The sequence below is a fragment of the Burkholderia sp. RF7-non_BP4 genome, from assembly GCF_001521935.1.
GTDB lineage: Bacteria > Pseudomonadota > Gammaproteobacteria > Burkholderiales > Burkholderiaceae > Burkholderia > Burkholderia diffusa.
In genome coordinates, this window is the sequence record NZ_LOTA01000062.1 from 75,036 (window position 1) to 86,308 (window position 11,273).

Below are 11,273 nucleotides of genomic sequence, written 5' to 3' on the forward strand. Positions count from 1 at the left end.
CGGCCGCGATCAGGCGCGGCGCTGTTCGGGTTCTGCTTCGTCGTCCGGCAGTGCGTCGGCGCCGATGGGCGCGCTGGCACTGCGTACGGCATCGGCGAGGCTGTCGGACGTATCGTCCAGCAGTTCGCCGTCCGCGGGACGGGAGCGTGAGGCGTCAGCGTGGCCAGGCTCGCCCGGCATGTCGCCGGCCGCTTCCGCTCCGTCTCCGGCAACCGCGTCGGCGGCCGGTTTGCGATCTTCCTCGTTCCCTTCCGCGCGCAGCGACTCGGGCTGCTCGCCGGCCGGCGCTACTTCGGCGCCGCCCTGTTCCATCTGAACGCGATCAGCTTCCAGCGTATCGCGGTTCGGCATTTCCTGCGTCGCCGCACCTTCCGCTGCGGCGTCGCCCGGCAATTCATCCGGCTGCATGTGCGACACGTCGGCCGCCGCTTCGCCGGCTTCCGGCACCACGTCCGCTACCGGCGCGTCGCCATCGAAGTCCATCGCCTGCTGCGCGAGCAGCGCGGCCTCGATGTTCGCGGCCGGCTCCTCGAGCGCCGGCAGGTCGTCGAGCGCCTTCAGGCCGAGATCGTCGAGGAACTGCTTGGTCGTCGCGTACAGCGCCGGACGTCCCGGCACGTCGCGATGCCCGATCACCTCGATCCAGCCGCGATCCTCGAGCTGCTTGACCACCTGCGTATTGACCGTGACGCCGCGAATCTCTTCGATGTCGCCGCGCGTGACGGGTTGCCGATACGCGATGATCGCGAGCGTTTCGAGCACCGCGCGCGAATATTTCGGTGGCTTCTCGGGATGCAGCCGGTCCAGATAATGGCGCATCGCCGGCTTGCTCTGAAAGCGCCATCCGGTTGCCAGCGCCACCAGTTCGACACCGCGACCGGACCAATCCTGTTTCAGATCTTCGAGCAACGTGCGGACCGTGTCAGCCGACACGCCGTCGGCAAAGAGCTTGCGCAAATCGCCGAGTTTCAGCGGTTCTTGCGCGCAGATCAAGGCAGTCTCGAGGACGATCTTCGCCTCTTGGGTATTCATGCAGCTAGGCCAGACCCTGTGGTCAAACGAACCGGATCAACAAACAGACGAAAGGAACGGAAGACGCGCTCGCCCGATTCTGATCGGTCATATTGATGGGAGCACGAACCGGGGGCGGCGAACCAACTTCAAGCCAGGCCCAAACCGGACGGAACAGCACGGCTCAACGACGGAACCGCGTGACTGAGCGCCATCTTACGCAAAATTGCCCGGTGCGTAAAGATGAGCCGAACGGCCCGTCGCCCGCACGCCGCAGCAGCTCCGCCCCCGCTTCAACGCAGGCCCGCGCCGCGCGCGAGGAACGCCCGCAAGCGCTCGACGCCCGCGTCGAGCCGCACCGGATCGCACGCGTAGCACCAGCGCACGAACCCTTCCCCCTCCGGCCCGAACGCGCGTCCCGGCGCCAGCCCAAGCCCGGCCTCGCGCACCAGCGACTTGCAGAACGCGAGACTGTCGTCCGCGCCCGGCAGGCGCAGGAACAGGTACATCGCGCCCGGCGGAGGCGGCACATCGACGCCCGGCAACGTGCGCAGCGCGGCGACCAGGTGGTCGCGTGCGCCACGCAGCGCCGCAACGAACGAGTGCACGAACGATTCGCCGTCGCGCAGCGCGACTTCCCCCGCGGCCTGGATGAAACCCGGCGCACACGACGTGTTGTATTCGACCAGCTTCGACAAATCGCCCATGATCGACGCCGGCGCGACCAGCCATCCGAGCCGCCAGCCCGTCATCGCCCAGGCCTTCGAGAACGAATTCACGACGATGACCCGCTCGTCGCGCGACGCGATGTCGAGAAACGACGGCGCGCCGTCCGCGCCGAACGCGAGCCGTTCGTACACCTCGTCGGAAACCACCCAGATGCCGTGACGCCGGCAATGCGCCAGGACGGCCCGCTGGTCGTCGCGGGACATCGTCCAGCCGGTCGGATTGTTCGGCGAGTTCACGAACAGCATTCGCGTGCCGGGCGTCAGCGCCGCGAGCAGCCGGTCGATGTCGAGCCCCCAACCCTCATCGCCATGGCGGAGCGGCATGCACTCGACCTGTGCACCGAGAATCTTCGGGATTTCAACGAGGTTCGGCCAGAGCGGCGTAACCGCGACGACGCGATCGCCCGGACCGACCAGCAGCTGCGCGGCCAGCATCAGCGCGCTCACGCCCGAACTCGTCACGGCGATCGCGTCGGCCGCGGTCGCGCCGTGACGCGCGCTCACATAGGCCGCAATCGCGTTACGCAACGATACCGTGCCGAGGTTGTGCGTGTAGAAGGTTGCGCCGTCGCGCAGCGCCGCGGCAGCCGCGTCCCGAATGAATGCCGGCGTCACGCGATCGGATTCGCCGAACCAGAATGGCAGCACGTCGGGCACGCCGAAGCCGGCGTTCGCGACTTCCCTGATCAGCGACGGACGCAGCGCGCGGACCGCGCTGCGTGCCGTCGGCTCGCCCGTCGCCGGGCCGACATCTGCGGAATACGTCATCGAGAACCGCCACCGAGGAACACGATCCGCGTAGTGTACCGGCGTGCGCGCCGGATCAGCACCCTCAGTCGAGATCTTCAGCCCGCGCCGGCATCTGGCGCACGAGTTCCCAGATCGCCTGCGCGGCCGGCGACAGCGACCGGTCGCGGCGGCGCACCAGCTCGACGGTGCGCTCGGTACGCGGCGTCAGCGGCCGCGCGACCAGCGACGATCCCGCCGGCAGCGGCAGCGACAGCCACGGCTGCACGCTCACGCCGATACCGGCCTCGACGAGCCCGAATACCGTCGCCGAATGCCCGAGCTCCTGCATGACCGTCGCGTTCACCCGATGGGCTGCCAGCGCGGCGTCGATCAACGGCCGGCTTCCGGACGCGTGGTCGAGCAGAACGAGGCGCTCGCCGTCGAGCGCCGTCCAGGGCACCTCGGCCCGCGCCGCGAGCGGATGATCGGCGCGCGCGACCAGGCAGAACGAGTCGGTCATCAACGGTTCGCACACGAGATCGGCAACGGTGAGCGGCCCGATGACGACGCCGAAATCGACCTCGCTCGACTTCACCTTTCGCAGCACGTCGCTCTGCACGTCGTCGCGCAGGCCGAGCGTGACGAACGGAAACTGGCGCTCGCAGGCCGCGACGACGCGCGGCATCAGCCGGCACGCAATCGTCGGGCTCGCAGCGACGATCACGCGCCCCCGCCGCTGCTCGCCGATCTCGCGAATCTCGCGCAGCGTGTCGTCGAGATCGTCGATCAGGCGGGACACACTCGCGATCAGGTTCCCCCCGACGTCGGTCAACTGCACGTCGCGGGTCGTCCGGTCGATCAGCTTCAGCCCGAGCTCGGCCTCGAGTTCGCGCACGCAACGGCTGACCGCGGACTGCGTGAGTCCGATCTCGTCACCCGCGCGACTGAAGCTCCGGAGCCGCGCAACCTCGATGAATACGCGAAGCTGGCGCAGCGTAACGTTCATCCCCTCACCTCATCAATCGTCGATATCGATGCACGATTTTAATGCACGAAATCAGCGTCGGTTGGCGAATGCCGCACGGGCCGCACATGTTTCGCTGCGGTGCAATATCCACGGAAACGCACGTGGCGCGGGCGAATTGCACAAGATTGGTGATTGTCCTGATTTGCTGACGGGTTATTTTGGCGTCTTATACGCCCCTAGCTGACTTAGCCGTTAGCCCGCTGCCAAGCGGCTCTCGAGGGAATCGCCTCCGACATGGCACGCATCGTGCTTTACCTGACGCACAGGGCGCAGGTCGAGTCGGACGGAAGGCAGAAACGCCGCTGCCGGTCAACCGGACGCCCCCACCCGGCACTCGACGCTCGAGTGCTTGAAGAGTGCGCGGCGCAGGGCAGCGCACCGGAGTTAGCTTCGCTGAGGTGAGGACATGATGCTGTTCGACGATTTGAGAGATAACGAGTGGGCGCTGGTCGAAGGTCTGTTTTGCTCGGAACCCGCACGCAGTGAACGGCGCGGCCGCCCCCGCGTGGAGGCCCGCTCGGTGGTAAACGCCGTGCTGTGGGTACTGTCGACCGGTGAAGGCTGGTCGAAGCTGCCGGGTCGCTATCCGTCGCCGCCGACCTGCCGCCGTCGCTTCGACGAATGGCAGGCGGACGGGACGCTCGCCGAAATCGTCAAGCGCCTCGGCACGAGCGGCCGCCAGATCTCGCTGCGCGGGCGCATCGGGGCAAGCGCGGCGAAGCCGCCTGCACCGCCGAGCCGCGACCGGTTGCGCGGCGCCTTCTGGACCAATCCGGAATCCTGGCGCGCCCCCGTGAAGATGGCGTAACGCATGCTCGATCGGGCGGCTTCGGCCGCCCGGTTTCTTTCGGCGCCACGCGCTTTGCGCGGCGCCCGCGTCGTCGTCGATTACCGCTGTCGTGCCGCGATACATCTATTTACTATTATTTACAGCAAGCCTGCACTCCCGCGCTTACCTTAGCGTCATATCAACAAGCCGCGCCGATGGCTTGAAGGGAGCCCCGCCATGAAAACAATGTCACTGCTCGTCGCATGCGGCATTGTCATTTCGCTGGCGCTGACCGCCCCCGCTCACGCCGACGATCGCGCGAAGCCGCCTCACCGCCAGCAGGATCACCGAAACACCCTTCGCCAGCAACCGCCCGCCACGTCGCTCAATCGACAGACCGTGCCGCGCGGCGATTTGCGCGGCGACATCGCCAGCAACGCACGCGCGCGCATCGGCTCGCAGCCGACGGACCTGCCGCGTCATCCGTAGTCCACAGGCGTCATCCGTAGTCCACAGGATTTCGTCAAAGAAAATTGCCGAATCCGGGAACTGCTCGACATACGACGAGTCACATCCGTTGCCATGAGCACAGCGTGGCAACAGCAAAAGTATCCGGTACGCCCGTATCCTCGCGATACGGGCTTTTTTTTGAATGCCGCCGGCGACGGCGCGAGGTCAGGAGTGCGCCGCTACAGGCGGCTTTCGAGAATCGCCACGGCGCTCGCTTCGCTTAACGCGTAGTCGTCCATACGGCGATCGGTCCAGGAAAGCAATTTCTCGTCGCGCTCGAGGCGCGCGCATTCGGCCCGACCACTATCGGTCAGCACCGCGATGTCGACCGGCGCATGGAAACCGGGCGCGGGGGCAACCGTCTTCTGCCTGACCGTGTCCATCAGCCCCAGCGACCGAAGATACTCGAACACGCCCGGGCGGCGCGCCCACGGTACCTGGCGGTACTGCACTCGTCTCAATGCGTCGAGCACCGCTTCGTTGGAATACGTGGCCATCTCGATTCTTTCTTAAAGTGCAGCGACAATGCGAAGCGGCGCGCCGGGCGGGAGCTCCACCCGCCGATACCGCCACCGATTCTGGGGGCCGACGTTCGGCGTCGCGTCAGGGCCGGATCGTCAGCCGTCCATAAAAAGACACCATACCCCAATCAAATTGATTCTGTTCGATTCATTTGTACTTCTCTTCATCGGTTTCATGCTCTTCCGCAAGCGGCGGAGACTCATCGCGATCGCCAGCGTCGCGCTGCTCTGGCTGCTCGCGACAGGCTGGCTCACCGCGCCACTCATCGCATGGACCGAGGCGGGCGTGACGCCGGTCGAGCGCCCCGACATGCACGGCCGCACCACACTGATCATCATCGGCATCGGCACACGGCGCAGCGACACCGGCCTGCGGCCGCCGCCCGACGGCGAAGCACGCATCCGCACGACCGCGGCGCTCTATCGCACGTGCCGCGAGCAGGCCACCCGCTGCACCGTGGTGATGTCGGGCGGCGACCCTCAACATCACGGCGAAACCGAGGCGGCCGTCTACGGGCGCCGCCTGATCGCGGAAGGCGTCGCTCCCGGCGACCTCGTTCTCGAGCCGGACAGCCGTACCACCTACGAAAATGCGAAATTCACCGCTTCTATACTACGCTCACAACATGACGACTCGCGCATTCTCGTCGCATCGTCCTACCAGATGCGTCGCGCATTGCTCGATTTCCGCCGCTTCGGCATCGATCCGCAGCCCGTGTATTCCAATCGCCGGCGCGCGCAAACGGGCTGGCTGCCCCGCTGGCACAACCTGGAAGATGCGAATCAGGCATTGCACGAACTGATCGGCATCGCGCAGTTCCACGTCTACCGGTGGCTCGGCTGGTTTTGACGGCGACGCGTGCAGCGAACGCGAAAACGACTGCGCCGCGCGGGATGGCATGCGCATGACGGAATGCACGAAGTGTTGCGCGACTTCAACGGGGCCTTGCGCTGCACACCGATCCGGTGCACATTGATCCGTCACTTTTGTTACACTCGACACGCACTCGATTGCAGTCGCCAGACAAAACGGCAACATTCGGGTTCATCACCACTTAGCGGAGGTAAAGCAATGAAGAAGACGTCCCTGGCTATTCTGGTCGCGATGTCGGCGCTGACTGGCGCAGCGTATGCGCAAGAGAGCACGCAAATCCAGACCATCACCGACCCGGCCAAGATCGCCGAGATCGAGCAGCGCGCACAGGCACTGCAACAGCAGCAAGCAGCCGAGGCTGCACAGCCGGCGGTGCAGGAAGAGCACCACGGCAAGAAGGCTGCTCACCACAAGGCAGCGAAGAAGGCTGGCAAGAAGGCCGCCAAGGCCGCTCCGGCAGACGCTGCCAGCCAGTAAGTTCGGCGGCACCGCACAAGCGAAAAGCCGAATCCGGGCAACCGGGTTCGGCTTTTTTGGTTGCGGCGCCTGCGCGCTGTGCTAAAGTCGCGCACCGAAATTTTCCACCCGTGCGCACCCCGGTGCGGAGGACAGCATGAGCAACATTCAACTCGACATCGAGTGGACCGACGCAGCCACTCGCAAGATCAAGCAACTGATGCCGCGCGGCTCGGACGACGCCTTCCTCGCGCTGCCGCCGATCGAGTGCCTGCCGATGGAGGGCGACGTAATTTTCCTCGGTCCGCAAGGCAAGCAGCAACCGTTTATCGTCGCCGAACGTCAGTATCACCACGACGGCGACGCCGACTGGACGATCATCCTGATTCTCGACGTACCCAGCGCGTCGCACTGACGCGCCGCGGCGGCCGGCAATGTGTCCGGCCGCACCAGCCTGCTCATGCGGGCTTCGACAGCACGCGGATTCCGGACCGATCAACTCAGTGCGCGGCATGCGCATGCACAGCCAAAGCCACCCGGCCGTCCCAGCGCACGGCGAATCGCGCCAGCTCCCCACTCAGAAAAGATTGCGAATCAGCGAATCCAGCACGCGCCGGATCGCCATGTAGCGCATTGCGGCTCCACCAAAAAAATTGCCCGCGCTTCAGAAGAAGCGCGGGCGAAACCGTCGCCCTACGAGGATAGGCGACGGGGCCATCGAGATCCGCGCGAGGCGCGGATCGTCATCGGTTACGCCAACGCTCGCAGCGCCGGCATCTGAGACGTCGAAACCGTTGATCGGGCGCTCGCGACGCCTGCCCGGTCTCTGACGCCATCCTCCCTGTCCTAACGATTCGCACTTATAAAGCAGTTTGCGTGCCAGGCGCACTTTCGAAAATATGCCGTTGATCCATAAGGATATTTTCCGAGGTCACCGTGATGTAACACCCGTTCCTCCGCCGTAACGCGCGAATGTTACGTAACGTCACGACGGAGGGACGCGAACGTCCCGCACACGCCAGAATCGGCAGACGCGCGCGACCATGAAACAAGCCCGCCGGAAGGCGGGCTTTTTCGAAGAGCGGGAGCGTACCGCGATCAGCGCAGCTGATTCACGAGCAGCCCCATGATCTGCCGGGCCGGCCCCGACGTATCGATCGCACCCGAGTCGTCGACGATTGCCACACGCGTCTGGTCGGGCGTCAGCGCCTTCACGTTGACGCGATACTGCTTCGCCTGTTTTTCCTTCTTGCCGTGGAACAGCTGGCTCCAGAAGCCCTGCTCGGCCGAGCTCAGATCCTTCGGATCGACATAACGCACGAAATACAGCCCCTTCGTGCGATCGCGATCGTCGACGGTGAAATTCGCACGATCGAGCGCGAGGCCGACATGCAGCCACGACCGGTCGTATGGCTCGCCGAGCGTGACCTCGGACGGCACCGCGGCCGAATCGACGTCGTTCGCTTGCGACGACGTACGCGCGACGTTCTGCGCAGCGATCGCCGCGGCGGCGGCCTTCGATGCGTCGGTATCCGCCTTCTTGTCCTTCGGCACCGTGTTGTCGTTGATGTTCGCGATCGGCGGCTCACCGTTCTTCGCGCGCTGCTCGTTCTGTGCGAGCACCGCCATCAGCCGCTTCAGGTATTCGGTCTCGAGCGCCGGATCGTTGGGTTTCGCTTCCCACTTGCTCGAATCGTTGTTCGCGCCGGTGATCGCCTCGCGCATACCCTTCTGGCTAATGAACACGTAGGTGCCGCCATTCGGCGCCGAATCGAGGCGGGTGCGGTACTTGTTGCGCTCGGCCGTCACGTACGAATTGCCCATCGCCTTGGAGATCACGCTGCGGATCAGGCCGTCGTTGATCTGCGGATGGGTTTCGTTCCAGTCGGTTTCCATCACGCCTTTATCGCGCTGGTCGACGACGAGCAGGAAGCCCTGCTCCTGCCAGAAACGGCGAACTTGCGGCCAGATGTCGGCGGGCTTCTTGCCGTCGATCACGAGCCAGCTCTCGGTGCCGTCGCGCTGAATATGCATGCCGGCCACGGCGGGCGCGACGGTGTCCGTCGTGGGCGCCGCGCGCTGGACCTGCTGAAGCGCGGACAGGGAAGTCGCACCGCCCTGCGGCGGCAGCGAACGCTGATCGGCCGTCTCGTCGAGCATGTTGGGCGGCACTGCGAGCGACGCTTCCTTCGATTTGGAATCGCTCTTGTAGTCCACTTTCGTGGGCGACGACGTACCGCAACCGGCAACGAGCGCGCCGGTGGCGAGCACTGCAGCGAACCGCATGGTAAGACGAAGATCAGTCATGTTCGGGGAATCCTCTTCCGCTAAATCACGGCGCTTTCCGTGGATCAACCTTGCATTTTACCGGGGCCGCGCCGGGATGTGCAAAAAAGCGACCGGCAAGAAAAAACCCGCGTCAGCCTGAACTGACGCGGGTTCTTTGTCTGGTCGGGGCGAGAGGATTTGAACCTCCGACCACCTGCACCCCATGCAGGTACGCTACCAGGCTGCGCTACGCCCCGAAAGAAAAAAATTATAACAGACAGTTGGCCGCTTTAGAACGGGTCGCATGCATTTTGTGCATGTTCCTGCGAAATTTTTTGCGACATGACCCAACGGAGCAAGCCGGCTTCGACACGGGCGGCAACGCGCATCCGGCTATACCACGGTCCGGCCATGCGATCCGCCCCATGCTCACGGCCGGTGCGCGACACAGATGACCGTGAGGCCCGCCATCCGATTGAATCGGAACATCGGCAACTCGGCCCGGCAGATCAGCTTGAGCAAACCGTTGACGACCGGATGGTGTCGGCGCAACTGCGACGCCGGTTCGCGCGGTTGCCGACGCACCCGCTCGCTCAGTCGCAATGCCGCCGCGAGCGGGAACGTGAGGCCGAAGTAGTAGGCGCCGCGCTCGACCTCCAGCCCCGCACGACGCGCGACATCTTCGAGACCGTCGAGCGTATACCTGCGCTTGTGCTCGAGAAAATCGTCATGCGCGCTCCAGAGGAACTGAAACGCGGGAACCGTGATCAGGAACCGGCTGCCCTTCGGCGCACCCGCCACGTAGCGTGCAAGCAACCCGACATCGTCGTCGACGTGCTCGAGGACATCCATCAGCAACACGAGATCGGCATCGAATCGATCGACGGCCCGGCGAAAATGGACGGGCTTGCCGGCCGCCTCCCCGTCGGTGTCGTCGGTGTAGCTCGTATCGACACACCATGCTTCCGTCGCCTGCGTGCGCTCGAGCAAATGCTTCGAAAAGAAACCCGAGCCGGCACCGACGTCGAGTATGCGGTTCGCGTCCGACGTGCCCAGAAACCGACGGATCGCGCTCGCCTTCGACGCGTAGTACCAGTGATCGCCTACATCCGCTCCCAATACGTCGAGCTCCTTCAGATCCATGACGCCTCCCCCGTGTCGGCCACCATGCTTTGATCCATCCAGCCACTGACGCCGATCTTACCGCGCCGCCGCCGTCGCACGTACGGCAAGTTGCGCGATTCGCACGGGCAACCTGTGTCGCGCCTTAATCGAAAAGGACGATGGCCGATTCGTCGCGGATCGCTACCGTGCGCTTGCCCGGTGCGAGATCAACGCGCACGGCACATCGTCCGACTGCATGCCGATCGATATGGCACGTCTCCGCTTCGCCGCGCTGCGCGGCACGCCGGCGGCGGTTTCGATCGCAACGGCGGTCGCGACGTCCCGTCACCGTCTCAGACAAAGGCCAGTGAATGACTCAGAAAAGCGACATTTCCCGTCGACACTTTCTCCGGCTCGGTGCCGGCATGATCGGCATCATGCTGGGAGGCACGCCTCTTCTGTCCGCGTGCGGCGGCGATTCGATCGCGGTCGCCCCCGTCACGACGCCCAGGCTCGGTTCGGCAGCGAACTTTCGTGACACCGGAGGACCGGACGGAACGGGCTATGCCACCGCGAGTGGTGGAGCGATGAAGAAAGGCGCGATCTACCGGTCGTCCGCGCTCGCGCTGTCGGCGGCCGACCTCGCAACGGTCGATACGCTCGGCATCACGCACGTATGCGACCTGCGCACGACCGCGGAGATCCACGCGCAGCCGGATGCGCCGCTGGCCGGCGCCACCTGGCAGAACCTCAACGTGCTCGGCGTCGCCAGTATCGGTGCGCTCCCGACCGACGGTGCGACTGCCGCGGCCTTCATGCAAAGCATGTATCGGGCGTTCGTGACGTCGGAAACGGCACGGACGAGTTACCACACGCTATTCGCCGGCTTTGCCGCGTCCGGTGGCAACCTGGTCTTCCACTGCACGGCCGGCAAGGATCGCACCGGCTGGGCGACGGCCATTCTGCACACGATCCTCGGTGTCCCACGGCAGACGATCCTCGCCGACTATCTGCTGACCAACGTCTACAGCGCGTCGGAGATCGCCGCTTATGTCGCACAGGCGCGCAAAAGCGGCGGGCAGGATGCGGCCGACATGATGGCCGCGTTGCAGAGCGCGCAAGCGATCTATCTGCAGGCGGCATTCGACCAGGTTGTCGCATCGTACGGCTCGATGACGTCGTACATCGAAAACGGCCTGCAGTTGGACCAGACGACGCAGAATGCAATCCGGCGGAGCATGCTGGTCTGATCGGTCCTGCAGGCGGCGAAAGCACT

General features: G+C 65.0%; 11 protein-coding genes, 1 tRNA gene and 1 pseudogene. 6 read left to right on the forward strand and 7 right to left on the reverse strand.

Features of this window, described 5'->3' with window-relative positions; all coding sequences use genetic code 11:
• Positions 1–9: 9 nt before the first annotated feature.
• The 3 genes from scpB to WS49_RS21350 form a co-directional block, all read right to left on the reverse strand.
• Positions 10–1,032: an SMC-Scp complex subunit ScpB gene (gene scpB / locus WS49_RS21340; protein WP_059533066.1), complete on the reverse strand. Its 1,023-nt coding sequence runs from the start codon at positions 1,030–1,032 to the stop codon at positions 10–12.
• 272 nt (positions 1,033–1,304) lie between these two features.
• Positions 1,305–2,507, reverse strand: coding sequence for a pyridoxal phosphate-dependent aminotransferase (locus tag WS49_RS21345; protein ID WP_059533069.1), 1,203 nt, complete (start codon positions 2,505–2,507; stop codon positions 1,305–1,307).
• 64 nt (positions 2,508–2,571) lie between these two features.
• Positions 2,572–3,474: a LysR family transcriptional regulator gene (locus WS49_RS21350; protein ID WP_059533072.1), complete on the reverse strand. Its 903-nt coding sequence runs from the start codon at positions 3,472–3,474 to the stop codon at positions 2,572–2,574.
• A 430-nt stretch (positions 3,475–3,904) separates the two neighbouring features.
• Here WS49_RS21350 and WS49_RS21355 point away from each other — a divergent pair.
• Positions 3,905–4,300 (forward strand): annotated as a pseudogene (locus WS49_RS21355) (transposase); the annotation flags it as partial.
• Between the two features lie 201 nt (positions 4,301–4,501).
• Complete coding sequence (locus WS49_RS21360; protein ID WP_059533075.1) at positions 4,502–4,753, forward strand: hypothetical protein; 252 nt, start codon at positions 4,502–4,504, stop codon at positions 4,751–4,753.
• Between the two features lie 200 nt (positions 4,754–4,953).
• Here the strand turns inward: WS49_RS21360 and WS49_RS21365 are convergent, their stop codons facing one another.
• Positions 4,954–5,271: a hypothetical protein gene (locus tag WS49_RS21365; RefSeq protein ID WP_059510817.1), complete on the reverse strand. Its 318-nt coding sequence runs from the start codon at positions 5,269–5,271 to the stop codon at positions 4,954–4,956.
• Positions 5,272–5,428: 157 nt separating this feature from the next.
• Between WS49_RS21365 and WS49_RS21370 the strand changes: the two genes are divergently transcribed.
• From WS49_RS21370 to WS49_RS21380, 3 genes are all read left to right on the forward strand, one after another.
• A complete protein-coding gene (locus tag WS49_RS21370; protein WP_059533077.1) occupies positions 5,429–6,145 on the forward strand; it encodes a YdcF family protein in 717 nt (238 codons plus the stop codon).
• Positions 6,146–6,367: 222 nt separating this feature from the next.
• Positions 6,368–6,646 (forward strand): hypothetical protein, encoded by a 279-nt coding sequence (locus tag WS49_RS21375; protein ID WP_059533079.1) that lies wholly within the window; start codon positions 6,368–6,370, stop codon positions 6,644–6,646.
• A gap of 136 nt (positions 6,647–6,782) precedes the next feature.
• Positions 6,783–7,040 carry a hypothetical protein gene (locus WS49_RS21380; RefSeq protein ID WP_059533081.1) on the forward strand — a complete coding sequence of 86 codons (258 nt, stop codon included), beginning with the start codon at positions 6,783–6,785 and terminating at the stop codon, positions 7,038–7,040.
• 683 nt (positions 7,041–7,723) lie between these two features.
• Here the strand turns inward: WS49_RS21380 and bamC are convergent.
• From bamC to WS49_RS21395, 3 genes are all read right to left on the reverse strand, one after another.
• Positions 7,724–8,932 carry an outer membrane protein assembly factor BamC gene (bamC, locus tag WS49_RS21385; protein ID WP_059533083.1) on the reverse strand — a complete coding sequence of 403 codons (1,209 nt, stop codon included), beginning with the start codon at positions 8,930–8,932 and terminating at the stop codon, positions 7,724–7,726.
• 141 nt (positions 8,933–9,073) lie between these two features.
• Positions 9,074–9,150, reverse strand: a tRNA-Pro gene (locus WS49_RS21390).
• Positions 9,151–9,322: 172 nt separating this feature from the next.
• On the reverse strand, positions 9,323–10,036 hold the full coding sequence (locus WS49_RS21395; protein ID WP_059533085.1) for a methyltransferase domain-containing protein: 714 nt from the start codon (positions 10,034–10,036) through the stop codon (positions 9,323–9,325).
• A 398-nt stretch (positions 10,037–10,434) separates the two neighbouring features.
• Here WS49_RS21395 and WS49_RS21405 point away from each other — a divergent pair, with 398 nt between their 5' ends.
• A complete protein-coding gene (locus WS49_RS21405; protein WP_257127744.1) occupies positions 10,435–11,247 on the forward strand; it encodes a tyrosine-protein phosphatase in 813 nt (270 codons plus the stop codon).
• Positions 11,248–11,273 lie beyond the last annotated feature (26 nt).